The following is a 23,768-nucleotide window of genomic DNA, read 5'->3' on the forward strand; positions in this document are numbered from 1 at the left end:
CCACGCGCGGATTACGCTGCTGCTAATGGTCTTCATTGCCGTTTCCCCGACTGGCTCTTTGACGAGGTGGCCGCCCCACATCTTGATCGCATCATGTCGACCGCTCGCCGATGCACTCAATATCGCAAGCAACATGCCACGCGTTATGCCACCGACCGTTGCGCGGCGCGCACCGACCGCCATGTCCGTCCCTGTCGCCAGAAACGATATTTTTTGTTTCAGGAATGTATCGCAACGACCGGCGCCGGCATGCGGCGATCATTGAGTGCCACGAAGCAATCCCCGGAAAAGACGGACGAATGCGGGCTCCAGCATGCGCTCGGGCGCGGATGCGAACGGGTGTTTCATGCTTGAGAAGCGCGCCGCGTGGCGAGCGGGCCCGCACCGCGTCCGAGCCGGCCGATCGCGGGTTGCGCGCCGCGCGACGGGCAGGCAGCGCCCCGACATCCATCGCAGCGGATCGGCCGGCAACCGGCCGTGCGAGCCCGGCGCGGCGGGCTGCGCAGCGTTCGCAGGAGGCGCGCACCGGCTGCGGCGAAACGCAATTGATTCATCCGTGAAAAGGGCCAACGGGATCGAGCGTCGACCGACAATGCGAACGCGCGGCAAATAGCGGTGGGTGCGGCGCCGGCCGAAAGCTGTCACCCCGCCTGCCTATCGAAAAAACGACGACACGCGTCCGCGCGAATCCTTCAATACACTTGAATGATATTGACGGTCGTCATTCAATTGGCCTGCATTCAATGCCGATTACGATCGTGTTTCAATGACGGGATCACGACACACGATACGCGCGAGCAACATTATCGAAGCGATATCGACCGGGAATCTCATTGCTGAAACAGGTTCGTGCCGCGCGCGATTGACGCTGAAAATCCGTCATCACGCGACTTTTTTTGCGCGTGTCGACCCGTGGGGCCGCATCCGGCCGGCAATCGCCGCATCCGCTCGCGCGCTACCGGGATGCATGCGTGAAACCGAAACGCATGCGCGGCGCGGCCGTGCGTGCCGCTACCCCGATCGCGCCTGCGTGCGGCGCCCATGACATGCGGGTTGTCCGTCAGCCGGCGCCGGCGAAACATGCGACGCGCGGCAGCCGGCTCGCTGCCATCGACACGACCTGCATCGCCGTCAGGGCCCGAGCAGTTCCTTCTTGCGCAGATGCACGACGTCGCGCATCGGTGGCGCGCCGAACAGCCGGCTGTATTCGCGGCTGAACTGCGACGCGCTCTCGTAGCCGACGGTCGCGGCCACCGAGCCGACATCGCCGCCCTGCCGCAGCAGCAACCGCCGCGCCTCGTGCAGCCGCAACTGCTTCTGGTACTGCAGCGGGCTCAGCGTGGTCACGTGCTTGAAATGATGGTGCAGCGACGACACGCTCATGTTGACCGCCTGCGCGAGGGTGTCGACCCGCATCGGTTCCGCATAGTGATCGCGGATCCATTCGATCGCGCGCGCGATCCGGTGCGTCTGGCTGCCCGCGACGGCCATGTGCCGCAGTCGCGTGCCCTGCCCGCTCGTCATCAGCCGGTACAGCAATTCCTTTTCGATCAGCGGCGCGACGACCGGAATGTCGGCCGGCGTATCGAGCAGCCGCAACAGCCGCAGCGCGGCATCGAGCAGCGGCGGCGTCAGCTCGGCGAGCGCGATGCCCTCGCCTTCGGGGCCCGCATCGGGCTCCGGCAGCCGCATCTCGGCCGCGAGTTCGACGATGCGCTGCGGATCGAGCGTCAGCGACAGGCACAGGTACGGCGCATCCGGCGACGCCTGCGTGACGCGCGAGAGGATCGGCAAGTCGATCGACGTGATCAGGCAATTCTGCGTGTCGTATTCGTAAGCGTGGCCGGCCACGATCACGCGCTTCGCGCCCTGCGCGGCAATCACGAGCGCGGCGCGCGACACGCCGCAGCCGAGATCGACCGGATGCCCGTGCCGGTGCAGCATCAGTGCCGGCACGGCGGTCGAGTGGGAGCCGTCCGTCGGCGCGAAACGGCCGATCAGCGACGCCAGTTCGCGCCGCCCGGATTCGCGCGACGCCGCGATATCGGTCATGTCCATGACGGAGTCCTCGCTTCCTTTCCCTGAATCGCGGGAGCATAGCGAAACGCCCGGCGCCGTGCCGGGGATTTGCAGGATTGTTCAATAAATTTGCAGGATTGGGTAGACGTAAAATTCGGCCGCTCACGCACACTGCCACCTGACCGGCGCATGCCGGGTTTTCCCCACGGAGACAAAAAATGCCCACCACGTTTGTCCTGAACGGCAAGAGTGTCACGCTCGACGCCGATCCGTCGATGCCCGTCCTCTGGGCGATCCGCGAACACGCGGGGCTGACCGGCACGAAGTTCGGCTGCGGCATGGCGCAGTGCGGCGCATGCACGGTCCATCTCGAAGGCCAGGCCGTCCGCTCGTGCGTGCTGCCGCTCGCCGGGATCGCAGGCAAGCACGTGACCACGATCGAAGGCCTGCAGAGCAAGCCCGCGCAGGCCGTGCAGGCCGCCTGGGTGAAGCTGCAGGTGCCGCAGTGCGGCTATTGCCAGTCCGGCCAGATCATGTCGGCCACCGCACTGCTCGAGCAAAACCCGAAACCGACCGACGCGGACATCGACACCGCGATGAACGGCAACCTCTGCCGCTGTGCGACCTACGCCCGGATCCGGGCCGCGATCCACGACGCGGCCGCGACGCTGGGAGCCTGACCATGACGATCGATCTCGACAAGCGCGATGCGGTGCAGCCGTCGCGTCGCACGTTCCTGAAGGCCGCGGGCGCCGCGGCCGCCGTCAGCCTGACGATCGGCTTCGAATGGGCCGGCCTCGGCCGCCGCGCGCTCGCCGCGACGGCACCCGCCGCCGATTTCGCGCCGAACGCGTTTCTGCGCATCACGCCCGACGGTGCGGTCACCGTGATCGCCAAGCACGTCGAACTGGGCCAGGGCGCCTACACGGGCATCGCGACGATCGTCGCCGAGGAGCTCGATGCCGACTGGTCGAGCGTGCGCGTCGAAAGCGCGCCGGCCGATGCGAAGCGCTATGCGAACCTCGCGTTCGGCACGATGCAGGGCACGGGCGGCAGCTCGGCCATGTCGAACTCGTGGCAGCAGTTGCGCGAAGCGGGCGGCAAGGCGCGCGCGATGCTCGTGTCGGCCGCGGCCGCGCGCTGGAAGGTGCCGGCCGGCGAGCTGACCACCGCGGGCGGCGTCGTCACGCATGCGAAGAGCGGCAAGACGGCCGCCTACGGCACGCTCGTCGCCGATGCGTCGAAGCTGCCGGTGCCCGACAAGGTCGCGCTGAAGCAGCCGGCCGACTTCAAGCTGATCGGCCATCGCATTCCGCGCGTCGACGCGTCCGCCAAGTCGAACGGCACCGCGCATTTCACGCTCGACACCACCTTCCCCGGCATGCGCGTCGCGCTGCTGCAGCGCCCGCCGCGCTTCGGCGCGACGGTCAAGTCGTTCGACGCGACGGCCGCCAAGGCCGTGCCCGGCGTGGTGGCGGTCGTGCAGGTGCCGCGCGGCGTCGCGGTCGTCGCGACCGGCTTCTGGGCCGCGAAACAGGGCCGCGACGCGCTGAAGGTCGACTGGGACGAAACGAACGCCGAAAAGCGCGGCTCGGACGAGATCATGCGCGAATACCGGCAGCTCGCCGCGAAGCCCGGCGCGTCGGCGCGCAAGGACGGCGATGCCGACGCGGCGATCGCCGGCGCGGCACGCAAGGTCAGCGCGACCTATGAATTCCCGTATCTCGCGCACGCGCCGATGGAACCGCTCGACGCGGTCGTCAAGCTGACGGCGAACCGTTGCGAGATCTGGGCCGGCGACCAGTTCCAGACGGTCGACCAGGGCAACGCGGCCAAGGTCGCGGGCCTGAAGCCCGAGCAGGTGCAGATCCACACGCTGTACGCAGGCGGCAGCTTCGGCCGGCGCGCGAACGCGTGGTCGGACTACGTGGTCGAGGCCGTGTCGATCGCGAAGGCGCTCGGCGCGGACGGCAAGCCGGTCAAGCTGCAATGGACGCGCGAGGACGACATCCAGGGCGGCTTCTATCGCCCGATGTACTTCCACAAGCTCGACGCGGGGCTGACCGCGGACGGCCGGCTGGTCGGCTGGCGGCACCGGATCGTCGGCCAGTCGATCCTCGCCGGCACGCCGTTCGAGGCGTTCATGGTGAAGAACGGGATCGACGCGACGTCGGTCGAGGGTGCGGCGAACCTGCCGTACGCGGTGCCGAACGTGTCGGTCGAGCTCACGACCACCCAGGTCGGGTTGCCCGTGCTGTGGTGGCGCGTGGTCGGCAGTTCGCACACCGCGTATGCGGTCGAGGCGTTCATCGATGAAGCCGCGCACGCGGCCGGCAAGGATCCGTACCTGTTCCGCCGCGACCTGCTCGCGAAGGAGCCGCGCCTGCGCGCGGTGCTCGAGCTGGCCGCGCAGAAGGCCGGCTGGGATCCGGCGAAGCCGCTGCCGAAGGGCCGCGGGCGCGGGATCGCGGTGGCCGAGGCGTTCAAGAGCTATGTCGCGCAGGTAGCCGAGGTGTCGGTCGACGCCGACGGCAAGGTGAAGGTCGAGCGCGTGGTGTGCGCGGTCGACTGCGGGATCGCGATCAACCCCGACATCGTCGCCGCGCAGATGGAAGGCGGGATCGGCTTCGGGCTCGGCGCGGTGCTGCACAGCGCGATCACGCTGAAGGACGGCCACGTCGAGCAGCGCAACTTCGACGGCTATCACGTGCTGCGGATGGCGGAGATGCCGAAGGTCGAGGTGCATATCGTCCCGTCGGCGCAGGCGCCGACCGGCGTCGGCGAGCCGGGCGTCGCGCCGATCGGGCCGGCGGTGGCCAACGCGATCTTCGCAGCGACCGGCAAGCGGCATTACGTGCTGCCGTTCGATTCGGGCGATAGCGCGAAGGCTTGACGCGCGCCAAGGCGAAACGCCAGGCCGGCCGGGTGACGGGAACGTTGCGCGGCCGGTTTTTCATTCCGCAACACCGCCCGCGGCCCGCAACACGCGCCGCCCGGATCGCTCACTCCTGTTCGACTTCCGGCCAAAGCCTCGGAAAAAGAAATCGAAGTGCTGCAAGCGGCAGCCCGAACGAAAGATCACCGCGGTGTGAAGGCGAAGTCAGCAACCCGAAGTCGAGCAACGACCGAACCATACGGCGCGCCAGCACGTCGCTTACGCCAAGCATCTGCGCGAATTCCGCGCGCGTGACGGTACGACGCAGTGCGACGAATTCCATGGCCAGCGCGGCGGCTTCCGCCTTGACGACCGATCTTTCCGAACCGATGGCCCATGGATTGAATTCCAGGTACCGCAGCAGATCCAGCATACGCCCCGTCACCCCGCCGAACTCGGTCATATGGACCATGAATCCGACCTGATCCTGGCAGCGATCCAGAAAGAATCCGGCAAACCGGACGAGCCCCTCCTGAGACAGGTTGCCCCGGCCATCCAGATCGTTGCGCCGAGTCTGATCGGCTTCGCTTAGTCTCGCGTAATACTGCGCATGCTCGCGCGCCAGCCCGCGCAGCGGCGACCACAGCCCATGGGTGAGATCGGCGGCGTGCAGCCCAAGATGCGAATGCAGACGCGCGACACGGCCGTTGCCGTCCATGAACGGGTGTACCCAGGCCAGACGGTGATGCGAGCAAGCGATCGCGATCACTTGATATTCCTTCGCGCGAATGCGGGCGTAGCGCACCGCCCAGGCTTGCAGCAACGGCTCGATCATCTCCGGCTCCGGCGCCAGATGGCGCCCGACCGTCACATCCGAGCGCCGGAACTCGCCCGGAACGATGACCTGTCCGTCCTCGGTGACGCGTTCATCCTCGGGCAAACAGGAAAAGAACCGTTCGTGGATGACCGGGACGCGCGCAGGTTCAAACAGCGCGGCGACCGGAAGAGCGGCCCATTCTTCCTCGAGCGCCGCTTCCGCTGCGATATGCGCGACCGCGAAGCGCTGCTTCTTGCGCTCGACGGTATCGGTCGAGTAGTCCCGATGAAGCGCGGCCTCGATCTTGGCAGGGGTCGTATGCTGACCTTCGATCTTGTTCGTGTAGTACGAATTCATGGCGCGCAACTGGGGAACGAGCGCGCGGGCCAACGGGGTATCCCGCACGGCGAGCAATCGCTGCGACGATTCGACGAGTTGCCCGGCCTGATCGAGCAGCGCTTCGAGGACGCGATCCTCGGGAAACAACGGTTCGAAGGCAGCAACGGTCGTCATGCTTCGCTGTCGGACTTCATGTAGGGTTGAATGTAGGGTTCACTGTCGGCAATTATACCCATTCAACCTCATGATTTATATGAAATTTCAATTGATACAAGTAGAGTCTTATGTAGGGTTCCATGTCGGGTTTATCGGCGTGATTTTACGCCCCATGCCGTGCGAAAGCCTCGGCATCGTCGCCACCGTTTCCCACGTTACGCCCTCCGTAACGCCCGTAACGTTTCCCGATTGATGCTACGTAACAATTCTTCAATATTGATCCGGCCCTCGCGAAGCCCGCCGCTCGTCCCGCGTTAAAAATTCTTTCAGATTCAAGGCTGGCGCGCCGCCCGCCCCGCTCGCGCCCTGCGCCCCGCCCTGACGATCCGCCCCTGGCCCGGAAGTTGCAGTACATGACCCGCAACACTCCTATACGGACATGCGAGGGCCACATGGATTGCAAATACCTGTACATCGACAATATAAAAATCAACTTCGTGCGCCGCACGATCGAAATCGACAACACGGTCGTCGACGTCACGCCGCGTGAATTCGACGTCGTCGAATTCCTGCTCGACAACATGAACAAGATCGTGCCGCGGCAAGCGATCCAGGAAGCGGTCTGGGGCCGCGAGCTCGGCGTATCGTCGCGCACGCTCGATACCCATATCTCGCGCATCCGTTCGAAGCTGCAACTCGATCACGACAAGAACCTGCGGATCATCCCGATCTATGCGGTCGGCTATCGGCTGGTGCTGTTCGGCGCGGCCATGACGCACGTCGAGCGCCACGATGTAGCGCCGATCCTGCGCGCCGCGCCGCAGCCGGCGCTGGCCGACTACGCATGACGCCTGGCGGCCCGCTCGCGCGGCGCGCCGGCCACGCTCCCCCGCCGCGCGGCACGTTCGACCTGCAGCGCGTGGCGGCCCGGCATGCCTGCGCCGCCGCGACACGATCGCCGCCTCACGGTGGCGACCGCCTTTGCGGCGGCGCACACGGGTGCGCTTGCTGCCACGCCGTACCGCCATCCCCCTCCCGCCACGCCACCCCGCAACCGGCTTCGTAGCTCACCGCCGCCCGCGCCACCGCGCGCTGCGCGCGACTACGGATTCCGGCGCGGCACGCGGCCGACACCGTCCCTACAATCGACGCAGCAGCCGAGCGCACCCTGCGCCGCCGGCCACCGCAACCCGTCGAACCAACGCCGAATCCGCCCCGATCCCGCCGTGCCTGCGCTGTCCCTGACGAATGCCGACGCCGGCGACGCCGCGAACCGGGTCCCGCCCGCCGCGGCCACCGCGCATGCCGTCCCGCCCCCGCCGGCCGTGGTCGCGCTCGATGCGTCGCCCTACCTGCCGCGCCTGTCCGCCGCTGCCGCGCGCGGGCTGTCGCATGCGTATGGCGCGACGGCCGCGATCCCGGTCACGCTCGGCGAACACGCTTGCGAGGTGCGCTGGCGCGTCGATGCCGAACCGGCCGCCGATGCGCATGCGTACCGCTTCGTCGTCGGCCCGGCGGCCGGCACGCTATGGCTCGATCCGGTCGCGGAAACCGAATGGCTCGGCGACGCGGCCGACCCGGCCGTGCCGGCCGTGATCCGCGCGGCGCTGCTCGCCGACCTCGCCGCGCCGCTCGCGGCCGTGCTGCAGGCCGCGACGCGGCAGCGCGTGGAACTGCTGCCGCCGCCCGCGAGCGTGCCCGCGTGGCGCACCGCGCCGGCCGCGCTGCGCTTCGAGCTGCGCCGCGCCGACGGGGCCTGGCGCTGCCACGGCGCGCTGCTGTTCGATGCGCCGGACGCGCTCGCGGTGTTCTTCGCGACGCCACCGGCCGCGCGGCCCGACACGCACGCGGCCTACGCGAGCCTGCCGGTGCCGCTCGTGTTCGAGATCGGCGGGACCGCGCTGACGATGGCCGAGCTGGCGGACGTCGTCAGCGGCGACATCATCGCGATCGAGCGCTGGCGCGCGCACGAGCAGACCCTGCTGTGCGTCGCCCGGGTGCCGGCTGCGCCCGCGTGGGAAATCACCGGACGGCCGTCGGGCCCGCGGCTGACCGTCGAACGAATCAGGGAGATGCCTTTGGAACCGACCCGCACCGACACCCCGCCCGCGACCGCGCACGACGCGCCGCAGAACGATGCGCCGCGCACGCTCGACGGCCTCGCGGTCGACCTGCGTTTCGAGTTGCCGCCGACGTCGATCCCGCTCGGCGAGCTCGGCACGCTGCAACCGGGCGCGGTCATCGAACTGGAGCAAGGGATCAACCAGAGCGTGATCCATCTCGTCGCGAACGGGATGCTGATCGGCACCGGCCACCTGATCGCGGTCGGCCAGAAGCTCGGCGTGCGCGTCGTCACGCTGACGCAGCCCGCGCCGCGCGAGCGCTGAACGATGGGTAACCTGCCGAATCCGGTCGCGCTGATCGCGGTGATCGCCGCGCTCGGCATCGCGCCGTTCGCCGCGCTGATGGTGACGAGCTATACGAAGCTCGTGGTCGTGCTCGGCCTGCTGCGCTCCGCGCTCGGCATCCAGCAGGTGCCGCCGAACCTCGTGCTGAACGGCATCGCGCTGATCCTGTCGCTGTTCATCATGGCGCCGGTCGGGATGTCGATCCGCGACGCGCTGCAGGCACGCCACTTCGACGCATCGGGGCAGCTGTCGACCGCCGATATCGGCGCGCTCGCCGATGCCGCGCTGCCGCCGATCAAGGATTTCCTGGTGTCGCACACGCGGCAGCGCGATCGCGAATTCTTCGTGCGCACCGCGACGTCGGTATGGCCGAAGAACCGCGCGGACGGCATCAAGGACGACGACCTGCTCGTGCTGGTGCCGAGCTTCACGCTCGCCGAGCTGACCAAGGCATTCCAGATCGGCTTCGTGATCTATATCGTGTTCATCGTCGTCGACCTGCTGGTCGCGAACATCCTGCTTGCATTAGGCATGCAGATGATCTCGCCGACGACGATCTCGGTGCCGTTCAAGCTGCTGCTGTTCGTCGCGCTCGACGGCTGGTCGCTGCTCGTGCACGGGCTCGTGCTGTCGTATCGCGTGGCGGGGGCGGGATGAACGCGCGCGGCCTGCGCGGCGGCGTCGCGCACCTCGGCGCGCTGGTCACGCTGCTCGCGCTGACGCTCGCGTGCGCGGGCATGCAGCCGCGCAGCGCGCACGCGGCCGGCAACGCCGCGGGCTTCGCGCAGCTCGCACGCGCGTGCGCGCCGAACGTCGATCCCGACACGCTCGCCGCGCTGGTGCGCACCGAGTCCGGTTTCAATCCCTATGCGATCGGCGTGGTCGGCGGCCACCTGACGCGCCAGCCCGCATCGCTCGACGAAGCGCGCGCGACCGCGAGCGAGCTGGCCGCGCGCGGCTTCAGCTACAGCGTCGGCCTCGCGCAGGTGAACGAGCGCAATTTCGCGAAATACGGCCTCGACGACACGACGATGTTCGAACCGTGCCGCAACCTGCAGGCGGGCGGCGCGATCCTGACCGAATGCTTCGCGCGCTCGGCGAACACCGGCCGTCCCGCCCAGGCCGCGTTGCGCGCGGCGCTGTCGTGCTACTACAGCGGCAACTTCACGACCGGGTTTGCGAGCGGCTATGTGAGCCGCGTCGTCGCGAGCGCGCAGCGCAACGCGCGCGAAGGCGGCGTCGAACCGATTCCGGTGGTGCGCGATACGCCGCCGCCCGCGCGGCAACGGCGCATGGACGCCGCCGCGACCACGCCGCCCGACCGCGCGCACAGGCTCGCGTCGCCCGCGGCATCCGCCGACGCGCCGTCGTGCCATGCGCGCCCGGTCGTGATGATGTGCCGCGGATTGTCGGCGAACCAGGCAAGGCGGCTGTGCGTGCGGTGTCTCGATCAGTGACGGCGCGCGGCCCGTATTTCGGGGCACGAGCATCGGCCGCCCCGCCCAGGGCACGCCGCCGGCGCGGGGCCGCGCGCGTCTCGTAGCCTCCCGCGCGCGCACGCGGCGGCCCGGATGCCGCGCTACGAATCAGCGAGGATCCGGCCGCGATCCGTGCCCCTACACTCGTCGGATCGCATCGTGGCGCACGTGGCGCCGTGCGGGGCGCACCTCGCGCGAGTCAAGGGAGACGAGCATGCTGTCGATCGACGGAATGGGACTGGGCGTGAACTGGCAGCGCTTCCTGTCGGAAACGCTGGACCCGGTCGTCGCGCCGCCGCCCCCGCCGAAGCAGGACGATTCGTCGGCCGGCCCGGCCAACCCGAGCGTGGCGCCGCCGATTCCGGTGATTGCGACGCCGACCACCGATCCGTCGAAGCCGACCAACGCGGAGATCGCGTCCGCGACGTCGCTGATCCAGAGCATGGCCGCGCAATACACGCCGCCGCCGCCCGACATCACGGTCGAGAACGACAAGACCCGCGCGGTGCAGAAGGCGATCCAGGACGCGCAGACCCAGTACGACAACGCGTCGCAATCGCTGCAGGGTGCGCAGAACGTGCTGCGCATCGCCAACCACGATCCCGAGTCGACCCCCGACGAACGCAAGGCCGCCCAGGCCGACTACGCGAAGGCGCGCACCGCCGCCGACAGCGCGCAGCGCAACCTGAACGTCACGACCGACGCCGGCTACATGATCCTGTACGGCGAACAGGCGACGAACGACATGCCCGCCGGCATGGTGCAGTCGGATACGGGCGAAGTCACGAACCCGGGCGACGCGCAGAATCTCGCCACCCAGAAGCTCGCCGCGCTGCAGGCGCTGTTCCCCGACTACCCGCACGATCCGAACGACAAGAACTGGGCACCGCAGGCGAGCGACTGCAAGAACCCCGTCCAGATCCGTGCGTACGACGACTGGCAGATCGCCGACGCACAAGCCGCCGCCGGCGCGTCGAGGTATTACGCGGATATCTCGAACTCGAATCTCGCCTATGCGCAGTTCCAGTCGTACCTCGCCGATCCCGACTACAAGTCGGCGGTCGATGCGAGCGTCGGCAAGCTGAACGACGCGCTGGCGTCACAGAACCTGGCAGTGTCGCTGCCCGAAACACCGGCCTCCGCGGACGCCGCGCAGCAGGCCGTCACGACCGCCGCGAAAGAGGCGAACTACGCCAATGCGGCGCTCTCGGCGGCGAACGACGGCGTGACGCTCGCGCAAGCGCAGCAGCGATCGGACGCGGACAACGGCAAGGAAGGCCCGACGGTCATCGTGCCCGGCGCGATCGCGAAGGACAAGACCGCGCTCGATCACGCGCAAACCACGGCGGGCACGAGCGGCAGCTATCTGCAGATGCTGTCCGCGCAACAGCAGGTCGATACGCTGCAGGCGAACTTCCACGGCAAGCATACGAGGATCGACGACGATCCCAGTGACCCGTACACGCAGCTGCAGATGGCGAAGCAGCAGGCCAGCATCGCGCACGACGCGTTCGTCGTCGCGTACGGCGGATCGCTCGCGCAGCAGTACGACGACCAGGCGGCGCAGATCGAAGCCACGGTGAAGCCGCCGCCGTTGTGCCGCGTGCAGCCGAACCCGCTGAATGCGTCGCTGCAATTTTCGCCGCCGCCGTGGAACGCGGCCGGCGCACCCGCGAACGGCGCGGCGAACCTGCCCGGCGCGGCACCGCTGCTTGCATCGCCGCTCTCGACGACGAACCCGACGGCCAACCCGATCTGGAGCGGCACGCCGAACGGCAACCCGACATGGCCCGGCACGGCGCCGTTCCTGACGGGCCCGCTCGCGCCGTCGCAGACCGATCCGGCGACGAGCGCCACGGCGGCCACCGGCCCGACGCTGGCCGATGCGAAACGTCTGCGTGTCGCCGCGGGCGCGATCCGCGCGGCCAACGATCGCCTGTCGGATTCGGTCAACGAGCGCGCCACGAACGCGGCGCTCGCCCAGGCACGCAGCCAGCAATCGCAGAAGCACGACGCGCTGACGACGGTCCAGCAGCAATACGACGACTGGCAGGCGTCGCATCCGGCACCGACGCGCTTCCGGCAAATCGCCGACGGCGACATCCTGCCGGCCTATACGCCGCCGCTGCCGAACCCGTACCAGAGCCAGCTCGACCAGGCGAAGCAGGATGTGCAGAACGCCGACAACACGGTGCAGCGGCTGAAGTTGCTGAGCGAATCGGCACACCAGCAGGTGCTGATGGACCAGTTCGACGCGGGCCTCGACGAGCGGCTGCGCTACACGACAGACGGCACGGACGCGCACAACGACTTCGTGAAGGCACAGCACGACTTCTACGAGGCGCATCGCAGCGAGCTGTCGAACACGCTGCTCGACGCCGCGGGCGCGAACACCGGCAACGGTGCGACGATCGAGTTCGGCAAGCTGAGCGACACGCAGCAGCGCAATCTCATCGGCGTCGCGCTCGGCATGGCGCCGGACGTCGGCGGCGATGCGTCGTCGACCGCATCCGTCGCCACCGATACGCAGACGCACTTCACCGACAAGGACAAGCTGTCGGCGATCGACGGCGTGCGCGACCAGTTGCTGAAGATCGGCGGCGGCGCCGCCACGAAGATCAGCGTGCTGCCGATCGTGTATGCCGCGAAAGACACCGGCATGCAGACGACCGCGCTGTTCAAGGTCACGGACCCCAAGGGCGGCACGCAGTTCGTGGACGAGACGGGCGGCACGTACCACGACATCAACGACTACATCGACAACAACCAGCTGTCGTCGGACGGCACGGTGGACATCGCGACCGGCCATAACGCGGACGGTTCGCTGCAGATCGTGTCGCGCGCCGCGCACCACGACAGCGGCTTCGACAGCTTCCTCAATACGCTGACGGGCACCAAGCTCAATCTCGGGATGCTGATCGGCGGCATGGTGCTCGAAGGCATCGGCGGCGTGCTCGACGCGACGGTGCTCGGCCTGCCGCTCGGCGCGACGCTGAATGTGGTCGGCGCCGGCATGACCTATACGTCGATCGCCGCGACGATGACGAGCTCGGCGCTCGACCTCGCGAACCGCGCGGACCACGGTCGCAGCATCAATCCGTTCAGCGACGCGGGCGCGCGCTCGGACTTCATCAACCTGGTGCCGATGGGCGCGGCCGGCGCGGCGAAGCTCGTCGGCAGCAAGCTGTTCACGCGAACCGTCACGGCGCTGACGCGCACGCCGAAAGTCGCGTCGATCCTCAACGGCACCATGAAGGCCACCGCGTTGACGACGGGCGTGGCCGGTGCCGGCGAGTCGTTCGTCGAGGCCGGTGTCGACTACTGGAACCACGATGCCAAGGCGGGCAACCAGGCGCTCGTGGGCGGCTTCACCAACCTCGCGCTGATGGCCGCGGGCGGACTCAAGGAGCGCGCGGTCACGAGCGTCGTCAATCGCACCGGCAGGCCGTTCGTCGCGCGCACGACGGACGGCAAGGCGGTCACGGTCGACGGCCAGACGATCGGGCAACTGCTGAACAAGGGCGGCGACGCGTCGCTCGCGGCCGGTCGCAATCGCGCGACGCTCGACGGCGAGCGCGTGACGGTGTCGCGCGACGGCACGCTGATGGCCGGCGGCAAGGTGCTTACCTACGACGACAAGCCGATCCGCGTGCTCGACGGCGCGTCGCGCAAGGCGCTGCCGGCGGGCGAATCCGTGGTGCTCGGCGAGGACGGCAAGCTGTCGCTCGTGTCGGCGTCCGACAAGAACTGGACCAACGGCACGCGGATCGACTCGCTGACCGACACGGGCGAAAGCCTGTCGTTCGGCCCCGGCGGGCGGATGAGCACGACGCCGAAGATCCTGGCGAGAACACCGCTCGACCTGCTCGACAGCGCATTGCAGCAGGCGCGCGACGCGCATGCCGCCGCGGGCGGCGCCGAACCGGCGGCGCGCAGCCTCGCGCAGACGGCCGTGCAGGACGAAGCGGCGAGCACCGCGGCCGACGCACGCAGCACGCGGCGCACGAGCGAGGCGCGCGCGCGCGTCGACGCGCAGCACGACGAAAGCGCTGCCGAGCACGCGACGAATGCAGCCAGCAACCGGCGCAGCGCCGACGCACACGCGCTGCAGTATCGCCCGCTCGAGACCGATACGCCGGCCGGCGCCGGCCATCGCGCGGCGCCCGATGGCGCACGCTCGACCGTCGCGGTCCGGGTCGTCGATCTCACCGACGAGGCGCCCGCCGCGCGCCCGGCGACGTCCGACCCGGCCGGCATCGCGGTACCGCGCGGGCCGCGCGCGGAGCCGATGGCGGTCGGCGACCGCACGGTGTACATCGTGCGCGACGGCGCCGGGCCGGACGCCCCCGCCAGCGGCGCCATCCGCCCGCAGGATCTCCAGGATCCCGTCATCGTCGTCGCGGGCGAGCACGATGCGCCACTCGCGCCGGAACTCGCGAACCGCTGGCAGAAGGCCGTCTATGCGGCCGCGCCCGATGCATTCGGCCCCGACGGCCAGTTGCGCGCCGATGCGCGTGTGCTGCGCTTCGACCCTGCGCCGGAAGGCGCCATGGCGGCCGGCGGCCTGCCCGGCGCCGCGGCCCCCGACGAAACACCGCACGCGAGCCCGCCGCGCAACCCCGGCAACGATACGGTCATCGTGCTCGCCGGCAAGCGCGGCCCGAACGAGCCCGAAGTGCCGAATCCCGCCGCGATGCGGCAACCGGCCAACGCGCTCGACGGCCGGTTCAGCCCGCCGAACCGGATTCTCGTGCTGGTCCGGCCCGAGCGCACCGATGCCGCGGAGCGTGCGCCTGCCCGCGACGAGACGGCACCGGGCGAAGCGCGCGCGGTGCCGCCCTCCCGTGCGAACGATGCAAAGCCGCGACCCGCAACGGCGCACGCTGTCGCAGCGTTGCCCGAGGGCGACCTCGTGGCCGCGCACCCGGACATGACGGAGCCCGCCGCGCCCGATGCCGCCGCGCAGAACCCCGGCTGGTTCACGCGGATGCAGATGCGTTTCGGCGGTGCGCCGCTACCCGAGGCCGCCCAAGCGCTCGCGATGCAGTCGGCGACGCTCGTGACGCAACTGCGCATGCTCGACGATGCCGGCTGGCGCGTGAAGGTCGGCAAGCGCGGCGGCGGCAGCCACATCGATCCGCGCAAGCGCCGCATGACGATCGACGGCGCACTGCAGGACCCCGGCAGCATCACGTACACGCTTGCAAGCGAGGCGAGACAGGCGGTGGAAGCAATGGCCGGCGCGCTGAACCTCGACTACGGCAATCGCGGCCGCTTCACGCGCAAGGCGCTCGAAGCGGAGGCGCGCGCGCAGATCAATGCGTTCGAGGCCCGCTACGAGATCGCCCTGTCGAGCGGCGTCGACATCGCCGAACACACGCATTTGCCCGAGGCGATCGCGCGCGAGGGGGTCGATTGGCAAGGCCCGTCGAACGATTACACGGGAACGGTCGGGCGGCTCGCCGACCAGTTCGCCGAGGCGCCGGTATCGGGCCGCGACGCGCAGACCTATCGCGAGTTCTACGACGACGTCTGGGCGCACCAGAAGCGCGGCGGCGGCCTCCCCCGCCACCTGCCCGCACCGCGGATGCACGACGCCGGCGATGCGGTGGACGGCAAGGCGCACCTCGACGCGCGCACCGCCTGGAGCCACGCGCACGCGGTGCTCGCGTCGCCGTTCGGCGACGCGCGCCCGACCCCCGACGCCGCCGATCTGCACGCGCACCGCGGCGGTCACCTGGCGACGTTGCCGGACCGCAACCTGCTCGTGCTGCACGCGGACACGCTGCCGGACGGCACGCTGCTGGTCGACGGCAAGCCGGTCGGCGCGCACGAATATGCGCTCGCCATGGCGCCGTGGAGCCTGATCAAGGGCGCCGACACGATCGTGCTGTCCGCGCGGCACGGCGGCAACGCCGCCGCCGCGCGGCTCTCGAACGTATGGCAGCGCGCCGTCTACGCGCCGCCCGAGCGGGCGGTCGGCGACGATGCGGCGCTGCTCGACACGCGCGTGTTCCACCGCTTCGATCCGGCGCCCACGGCACCGCACGCCATCGGCGAACTCGCGGCCGACGCCGGGGGCGTCCATCTCGCCGGCGATCCGGGCGCGCGGATCGACGTCGAGCACCACGTCGGCGAACTGCTGGGGGCCGGCGCGCGCAAGACCGCGTTCGCGCTCGGCGACGACGCGGTGCTCGCCACGGTCGATCACGGCCCGACGCCGTCGGCGCACGAGCAGGCGCCCGCGACGATCGACGCACGACGCGCGGCCGACGAGCAGCTCGTGACCGACGAACAACACGCGCTTCAGGAACTCGAAGGGCTGGGCATCCGCACCGTGCAGTTGCACGGGCCGTTTCGCGCGCTCGGCGGCGTGGTCTCCGCACTGGTCCGCCCGCTCGGCGTGTTCCACAGCGACGCGTTCGCGGCAGGCGAGCTGCCGCCCGTCATCTCGTTCGCGGGGCTCCAGAACATCCTGAAGCTGCGCGAGGTGCTCCAACAATCCGACATCGGCTTCGACCTGCAGGGCATCTTTACGAGCACGGGCGACTTCCTGGTCAGCGATCCCGGCCGGATCCGGCATGACTACGCGTCGCATCAGCTGTCGCTGTCGCGGCTCACGGAAATCGAGAACGGCGTGATGCGCTGGATCACATTGAATGCACCGGAGCGCCTGCCGCCCGACGCGTTCGCGCAGAAGCCGTCGATCATCACGCGCGTGCGGATGCGGATCGGCGGCGCGCCGCTGCCCGACGAGGTCGGCGCGCTCGCGCTGCAGTCCGGCACGCTTGCGACGCAACTGCGCATGCTCGACGCGAGCGGCTGGCGCGTGCGCGTCGGCAAGCGCGGCGGCGGCAGCCGAATCGATACGAAGCGCAAGCGCGTGACACTCGACGGCGCGGCGGCCGGCCCCGCATCGATGACGTACGTGCTCGCGCACGAGGCCAGGCATGCGGTCGAGGCGATCCAGGGCACGCTCGGGCTCGACTACAGCGGCCGCGGCCGTTTCACGCGCACGGCGCTCGAAGCCGAAGCGCGCGCGCAGCTCAACGCGTTCGAGGCCCGCTACGAAATCAAGCTGGCCAGCAGAATCGACATCGCCGCGCACGTGCGGCTGCCGGACGCGCTGCAGCGCGAAGCCGACGCGTGGCAACCGTGGCACGATCGCGCCCGCGCCGTCGCACGGCTCGCCGACGCGTTCGCCGACGCGCCGGTGTCGGGCGCGGGCGGCAAGACCTACACGGCGTTCTACGGCGATGCCTACGCGCGCGGCCGCGCACACGGCACGCGCGCAATGCCGGCACCGGAGACCCGCGCCACGCGCGGCGACGGGGAAGATGGGCCGCAGTCGATGCGCGCGATCCAGGCGCAGCGCGCGGCATGGTCGCAGGCCAACGCGGAACGCAATGCGTCGCCGTTCGGCGCCGGCGGCCCGCCGCCGTTCGACACGCTGCAGTTCCTGCGCGACGGCCGCGTGCTGATCGATCCCGCCAGGCGGCTTGCCATCGTGCCCGCCGAGACGCTGCACGACGGCACGCTGCTCGGCCCCGACGGGCAACCGGTCGATCCGCACGCGTTCACGCTGTTCAATCCGCCGCCCTCCGACACGGGCTATACGACGATCCTGTCGACGCGGCATGCGAACGAAGGCGCGGCCGCCCAGCTCGCGAACCTGTGGCAGCGCGCGATCTACACCGCCCATCCGGATGCGGTCGGCGCCGCGGGCGCGCTGACCGACCTGTCCGGGATGAACCGCTACGTGCCGGCCGCGTATCGCCAGCCGTCGCTCGGCGAACTGTCGGTCGACCCCGTGCACGGCGGCCTCACCCTCGACGGCGATCCCGCGCGGCCCGCCGATCCGGCGGATTTCCTCGGGCCGGTGCTGGGCTCGGGCGCCTACAAGACCGTGTTCGACGGCGGTGCCGGACAGGCGATCGGCGTGTACCGCGACGAGTCGATCGACGGTCTCGCCGATGCCTATGAAGCGGTCGGGCTCGAGCAGGGCGGGCTCGCGATGCTGCGCGACGTCTACAAGCTGCCGACCAGCACCACCGACGGGCCGTTCACGGTCGCGAACCGCGTCGGGGTCGTGCTGAAGCCGTCCGCGCAGATCAGCAGCGTCGACGTGGAGTTCGGCTTCGGCTTGCCGCGGATCGTGTCGAGCAGCGGGCTGGCGGACCTCGCACGAATCCGCCGCGTCACGCAGACCCACCATCTGCTGTACGACTTCCAGGTGCTGTTCGGCCGCAACGGCGACGTGATGCTGCACGATCCCGGCGAAGTCCTGCCCGGCGCCGACCCGGACGGCAGCGTACTCGGAAGAATCGACGAGGTCGCGGCGAAGATCCACCACGGGGTCATGACCGGCCGGATCCGGCTCGCGCATCCGGCGTTCGACGAAGCCGGCGCCTATGCGCCGCGGCGCGGCGCGATCGCGCACGTCGTCACGACCTTCCGCGGCATCGCGCTGAAGCTGCACATGCACGCGCTGGCCGCCCTGTCGCCGACGCTGCGGGACCAGATGCGGCTCGCGCGGCGCGACGGCTGGAAGGTGAAGCTCGGCGCCCCCGGCGGCGGCCAGTACGTGGACGCGGCGCGGCGCGTGATCGTCCTCGACGGCAACACGCGGCGCGCCGGCACGCTGGTGTTCGCGCTCGCGCACGAGGCGCAGCACGGCGTCGACATCGCGACGGACACCCTCGGCATCGACCGCAGCAGCCCGGAAGCGTACGTGCGGAGCCTGCTGCTCGCCGAGGCGCGCGCGCAACTCAACGCCTGTCGCGTGCGCGATGAAATCCTCGCCGCCGGCGGCCCCGACATCGCCGCGCACGTGCAACTTCCCGACGCGCTCGCCCGCGCCGCGGCACACGCGTTCGCGAGCGGCGATCCGGCCGCGCTCGACGCGCTCGCGGACACCTTCGGCGACATGCGCACGTCGTTGCCCGGCAAGCCGACCTATCGCGCGCTGTACGGCGAGCAGGCACGCGCCGAGTTCGCCGGCGAGCCGGTGCCGATGACGCTCGCGGCACCGGCGCGCGGCGGCGCACGGCGCGGCCGCTACGCGACCGACAGCGCGGAAATGACGCGGGCGCGGGCATGGCTCGACGAACGCGGGATGCGCACGCTCAAGCGCGTCGACGGCACGCGTGCGCCGTCGCTGCGCGCGCTCGTGCGGCACACCGGCGTCGATACCGAACTGCTGATTACGCGCGCCGGCAAGGTGACGCCCGCCGCGGTGCCCGAATTCGTCGCGACCGCGCGCATCGATGCGAACGGCGCGATCACGCCGCCGAAGTTCGTCGGCAATACGCTGACGCCGGACGAACAGCACTCGCTCGTTGCCGCGCTGAACGCCGCACTGGATGCGACGGATCGCACGCAGGCCGCGGCCGCGCGCCGCCTCTTCGCGTTCCACGCGTCGCCGGTGTCGCTCAAGGAACTGCAGGCGTTGGGCGGCGTGGCGAAGATCGAGCCGGCGCGCGACGGCAAGACGGTCGAATTCACGCGGCCCGGCCGCGTGAGCAAGCGCTACGTCGACGCGATCGACGCACTGGGGAGGAATACGAAGCAGTACCGCAACGCGCACCAGGCGATCGGAGCGGCCGGCGAGTCGGACACGATCTACGCGATCGACCGGGCAAGCGGCGAGATTCGCGGCCACGCGCGCTACGACAGCGCGCACGGCGTCTGGCAATACCACGAGAACGCACCCCTTGCGCAGACCCGCGTTGCGACGCGACCACTGGCCGACGCCTACCCGCGGCGTGCGCACGTGCGCGTGCGGCCGCACGGCAAATCGCACGGCGTGCCGCTCACACGGGCGCGCCGGCGCGGAATGTCGTTCGCGGTCAGCAGCATCGACCCGGCGATGCTCGAACGACTCGGCAACCGCTTCGATCCGGTCAAGCCGCCGAAAGCCGCCAAGCCCGACAAGCTGCCGCGCCCGGGCCTGCGCTATCTCGGCCACCTGGGGCTCACGAAAACGCTCAACGCCCCGCGCCGTGCCGCGCTGCTCACGCGCAACCGCGCCGCCGCGATGCTCGGGCGCGGGCGCACCGGCGCCGCCCTGCCCGCCGGCGGCACGCGCGCGACGGATCCGGCCACGCGGCTGTTCGAGAAGAACGTGTTGCCCGCGAGCAAGCGCGCGGCACTCGATTTCAGCGGCCACAACGCCGTGCACCTGCTCAGCGTCGCCGAATTCGGCGGCCTCGAAGCCGGCAAGCATCACATCTACGTCTACGACACCACCGCTCCGCTGACCGACCGGCTCGACGCACCGGACGGCATGCTCGTGCCCGACGCGAACGGCAAGCTGACGTGGCACGACGCGCGCAACCCGGCCAGCCGGGGTATCCCGCTCGAGTCGTCGCCGATCGGCAACGGCCCGTATGGCGCCGACATTCACCTGCTGCTCACCGAACTGACGCCCGCCGAGCTGGCCGCGCATGCGCGCGGCACGCGGCTCGCGGCGCTGAAGCGGCGCCTCGCGCACCTGGAGGCGATCAAACAGGGCAAGTCGCCCGGCACGTTCGCGGCGCTGCGCACGTGGGCGAGCAATCAGGCCCGCGATGTGCGCCGCGAGAAAGACGCGCTGAAGAAGGAGATCCAGAGCGCGAAGGACGAGGCCAAGCGCCGTGGCCAGCCTGCGCCCGTCAACCCAAAGCTCAGGATCCGGCCTTACCAGCCGTCGCTCGTCAGCGCGACGCTCGTCGAATGGAAGCGCCTGTACGGCGACGGCAACGTGTCCGGCCTGTTCGCGCACCTCGAACGGATCGATGCGCTCGCGAAGCGGGAACGTGACCCGCGCCTCGCGGCGCTCGAGCTGATCGACACCTCGCCCGACGCGCCGCCGCCGGCGATGATGGCCGACGCGGCCGCGTGGCGCGGGACCGGCATGCCGCTGTACGTGGCGCGCGACTGGGCCGGCGGCGGTGCGCGCACCGCGCCGGTGCCGTTCTGGAAGCGCGCGCAGCGCGGCCTGAGCACGGCCGCGGCCACCGATCGCGCGCTGCGGCGCGCGTTCCTCGCGAGCAGCGACGCGTTCCGCAACCGCGTGGTGCCGATGAGCCGCGCGTACCGGCTGTCCGACGATCCGGCGCCGTTCGTCCGGCAGATCCTTCGCCACGGCGGCGTGATGCCGGTCGTGACGATCCCGATCGATCCGCACACGCTCAACGCCACGCGCGGCGCGAAGCACGACCCGGAATTCGTCGGCGACGTGAAATCGATCGGCAACCAGAAGAACGCGAAGATCGACTACTGGGAAGGCACGATCACCGGCGAAAACGGCAACACCCTGCATCTCGACGACCTGACCCAGGCGCATCTGCATCGGTGGCTCGACGCGGCATCGCAAGCCGGTTTCCTGTTGCGCCTCGAAATGGCGCCCGCGCGCGCGCTGGTGTCGTCGGAGGACAACCGGCATCTGGCCGGCACCAACGACGGCTATCACCATCACGCGCGCCTCGGCACGCTGCTCGAATCGTGGGCTGCCGACAACGAAGGCAGCCCCGCGCCCCACGTGATGGTGACGTTTCACGGGTGGGATGCCGTGCCGGAGCCGGTGCCGGGCGCGGGCCATCTCGCGCTCGTCGACTCGCTGCTCGACCGTCCGACGCTGCAATGGGTCCATGTCGGCCTGTCGTACGCCACGCACGGCGCCGACTTCATCGCGAATCAGGAACTGACGACCGCGCTGGCCACGATGCTCGTCGACCGTGCGCAGGCAGAAGCCGCCGCGCCGGGCGGCACCCGGGCGAACGACAGCAAGCTCGCGCGATTGCACGGCTCGGATGCGCTGACGCGCGTGTTCGAGCGCGTCGACCGCGCCACGCTGGCGGACCAGCACCAGATGCTGCTGGCCGAAATCGACCGGATCGGCCGCGCCAAGGGCCTGCAGCCCGACGCGATCGCCGCGTTGCGACAGGGGATCTACGAAGGCAACACGACGCGACTGCTGAACCGCGCGCGTTACGCGACGGCGACGTTCGCGACCCGGTCCTGGGCGGCCCACCCGAAAGATGCGCCTGCCGAAGACGCGGCCGGCCGCAAGTACACCGAGACCTGGCTGGCGAGCATCGGCGCCCGGCTGCACGAACCCGAACAGGAAACGACGCTGGTGGACGGCGGGGACGTCGCGGCGGGGCTCACGCCGTGGCGCGAAGTCGTCCGGCAATCGGCACTGCTCGTCGACGACTCGCTGCCCGTCAGCGACAGCCGGCTCGTCAGCGCGCAGGCGGTCGCGCACGTCGCCGCGGACGATCCGCTCGCCGCCCACGCGGAACTGAATGCGCTGCGCCTGCAGCAGGTGGAGCGCTCATGGTCGCTGCTCAACTGGCGGAACGTGCTGTCCGGGCTGGTCGGCATCGGCGCCGGCGTCGCGGTCCATCACATCGGCCTCACGCCGACCGACTACAAGCAGGCGGCCAACACGACGTTCGTCGGCGTGCGGACCGGCCGCCTCGTCCAGGCGTTGCACCAGGACACGCTGCGCGCGCTGCAAAGCGGCGATCCGCGGCTCTTCAACCATGTGATCGACCGCTTCATGAGCGGACTCAACAACCAGCTGTCGGCGCACCGGATGGACGAGGCGCAACGTCGCGCGTCGCTGCTTCGGCTGGCGGACGAAGGCCGCGCGAAGATCAACCTGCAGCTCGAACTGCATCGCAGGCAGTCGCTGCCCGCCGACAAGACGGTCGAATACACGAAGCTGATCGCGAACGACATGGTCCAGCAGATGCAGGGCGTGCTGGCCGGCACGTCGATCCAGCAGCTCCATCACGGCAATCCGCGCCGCTTCCTCGGCAAGGTCGGCCGCACGGCGGCGATCGCCGGCTATGCGAGCCTCGGCGAGCTGTCGCTGCATACGCTGCTCCAGGATCCTTCGCTGGTGCCGTTCCTCGGCACCACGGGCGCGCTGCTCGGCCTCACCTACACGGGGCTCGTCCAGGCAAGCGCGTTCACGCACCTGAGCATCGAGCGGCGCAGCCGCGTCGTGCGCTTCATCGACACGGCATCCGACCTCGCGAGCATCGCGGGCGGCTACATCGGGCCGTTCGTCGGCTCGGCGCCGACGATCCACGCGAACCTGCCGATGGCGATCTCGTCGCTGAGTTCCGCGACGCTGCTCGCGCTCGCGCGCGCCGACACGCATTTCCCGAACCTGACGAAGCGCGTCACCGGCAAGATGCCGACGATCCTGCTGCTCGCGCCGATCGGCATCTACGTCGGCAACTGGCTCTATACGGCGTTCGGAGGAAGTGGAAGTGGGAGTGGAGGCGGCGGCGGCAAACCGACGTCGTCGCCAGGCTCGACGAAGCCGGGCACCCCGCCGGCGGGGCCGCCGTCAGGCACGCATGCGCACCTGGCGCCAGCAACCGCGCCGGTCCCCTCGCCCACGTCGAGCGCGCCGGCCGCGCAGCCGTACATCGTCGTCGAAGGCGATTCGCTGTGGGTCATCGCCGACCAGCACCGCCAGTCGCTGCTCGACGCCGCGCACGTGTCGCGCGCCGCTCAGCAGGCGATGCCGCGCGGCGAACAGGATGCGCGTGCGCTGAACGAGATCCTGCAGCTCAATCCGTCGGTCGCGCGCGATCCGGACCGCCTGTCGGTCGGCACGCCGCTGGTCGTGGGTTGATCCCGGCGCGATGCCGGGCGCGGCGGGGTGCGCGCCGGTC

At 70.0% G+C, this 23,768-nt stretch carries 9 protein-coding genes; 7 read left to right on the forward strand and 2 right to left on the reverse strand.

Going from position 1 to position 23,768, the window contains the following annotated elements:
- Nucleotides 1-1,131: 1,131 nt before the first annotated feature.
- Nucleotides 1,132-2,058, reverse strand: coding sequence for an AraC family transcriptional regulator N-terminal domain-containing protein (locus ACTJKF_RS21575; RefSeq protein WP_440625914.1), 927 nt, complete (start codon nucleotides 2,056-2,058; stop codon nucleotides 1,132-1,134).
- A 179-nt stretch (nucleotides 2,059-2,237) separates the two neighbouring features.
- Here ACTJKF_RS21575 and ACTJKF_RS21580 point away from each other — a divergent pair, with 179 nt between their 5' ends.
- Nucleotides 2,238-2,699 (forward strand): (2Fe-2S)-binding protein, encoded by a 462-nt coding sequence (locus tag ACTJKF_RS21580; protein WP_440625916.1) that lies wholly within the window; start codon nucleotides 2,238-2,240, stop codon nucleotides 2,697-2,699.
- Nucleotides 2,700-2,701: 2 nt separating this feature from the next.
- A complete protein-coding gene (locus ACTJKF_RS21585; protein ID WP_440625918.1) occupies nucleotides 2,702-4,912 on the forward strand; it encodes a molybdopterin cofactor-binding domain-containing protein in 2,211 nt (736 codons plus the stop codon).
- A 109-nt stretch (nucleotides 4,913-5,021) separates the two neighbouring features.
- Here the strand turns inward: ACTJKF_RS21585 and ACTJKF_RS21590 are convergent, their stop codons facing one another.
- On the reverse strand, nucleotides 5,022-6,224 hold the full coding sequence (locus ACTJKF_RS21590) for a Fic family protein (protein ID WP_440625920.1): 1,203 nt from the start codon (nucleotides 6,222-6,224) through the stop codon (nucleotides 5,022-5,024).
- Between the two features lie 434 nt (nucleotides 6,225-6,658).
- Here ACTJKF_RS21590 and ACTJKF_RS21595 point away from each other — a divergent pair, with 434 nt between their 5' ends.
- From ACTJKF_RS21595 to ACTJKF_RS21615, 5 genes are all read left to right on the forward strand, one after another.
- A complete protein-coding gene (locus ACTJKF_RS21595; protein WP_440625922.1) occupies nucleotides 6,659-7,054 on the forward strand; it encodes a winged helix-turn-helix domain-containing protein in 396 nt (131 codons plus the stop codon).
- 378 nt (nucleotides 7,055-7,432) lie between these two features.
- On the forward strand, nucleotides 7,433-8,593 hold the full coding sequence (sctQ, locus tag ACTJKF_RS21600; protein WP_440625924.1) for a type III secretion system cytoplasmic ring protein SctQ: 1,161 nt from the start codon (nucleotides 7,433-7,435) through the stop codon (nucleotides 8,591-8,593).
- Nucleotides 8,594-8,596: 3 nt separating this feature from the next.
- On the forward strand, nucleotides 8,597-9,271 hold the full coding sequence (sctR, locus tag ACTJKF_RS21605) for a type III secretion system export apparatus subunit SctR (RefSeq protein ID WP_040140436.1): 675 nt from the start codon (nucleotides 8,597-8,599) through the stop codon (nucleotides 9,269-9,271).
- Complete coding sequence (locus tag ACTJKF_RS21610) at nucleotides 9,268-10,071, forward strand: lytic transglycosylase domain-containing protein (protein ID WP_440625926.1); 804 nt, start codon at nucleotides 9,268-9,270, stop codon at nucleotides 10,069-10,071. The genes sctR and ACTJKF_RS21610 overlap by 4 nt, the downstream gene beginning before the upstream one ends.
- A 235-nt stretch (nucleotides 10,072-10,306) precedes the next feature.
- Nucleotides 10,307-23,728, forward strand: coding sequence for an LWXIA domain-containing protein (locus ACTJKF_RS21615; protein ID WP_440625928.1), 13,422 nt, complete (start codon nucleotides 10,307-10,309; stop codon nucleotides 23,726-23,728).
- The last annotated feature ends 40 nt before the right edge of the window (nucleotides 23,729-23,768 follow it).

The organism is Burkholderia sp. 22313, assembly GCF_052045245.1.
Lineage (GTDB): Bacteria > Pseudomonadota > Gammaproteobacteria > Burkholderiales > Burkholderiaceae > Burkholderia.

Bases quoted from the DNA above. Each gene is read 5' to 3' on its own strand.
- ACTJKF_RS21575 (WP_440625914.1), bottom strand. From the start codon at position 2,058: ATGGACATGACCGATATCGCGGCGTCGCGCGAATCCGGGCGGCGCGAA.
- ACTJKF_RS21580 (WP_440625916.1), top strand. From the start codon at position 2,238: ATGCCCACCACGTTTGTCCTGAACGGCAAGAGTGTCACGCTCGACGCC.
- ACTJKF_RS21585 (WP_440625918.1), top strand. From the start codon at position 2,702: ATGACGATCGATCTCGACAAGCGCGATGCGGTGCAGCCGTCGCGTCGC.
- ACTJKF_RS21590 (WP_440625920.1), bottom strand. From the start codon at position 6,224: ATGACGACCGTTGCTGCCTTCGAACCGTTGTTTCCCGAGGATCGCGTC.
- ACTJKF_RS21595 (WP_440625922.1), top strand. From the start codon at position 6,659: ATGGATTGCAAATACCTGTACATCGACAATATAAAAATCAACTTCGTG.
- sctR (WP_040140436.1), top strand. From the start codon at position 8,597: ATGGGTAACCTGCCGAATCCGGTCGCGCTGATCGCGGTGATCGCCGCG.
- ACTJKF_RS21610 (WP_440625926.1), top strand. From the start codon at position 9,268: ATGAACGCGCGCGGCCTGCGCGGCGGCGTCGCGCACCTCGGCGCGCTG.
- ACTJKF_RS21615 (WP_440625928.1), top strand. From the start codon at position 10,307: ATGCTGTCGATCGACGGAATGGGACTGGGCGTGAACTGGCAGCGCTTC.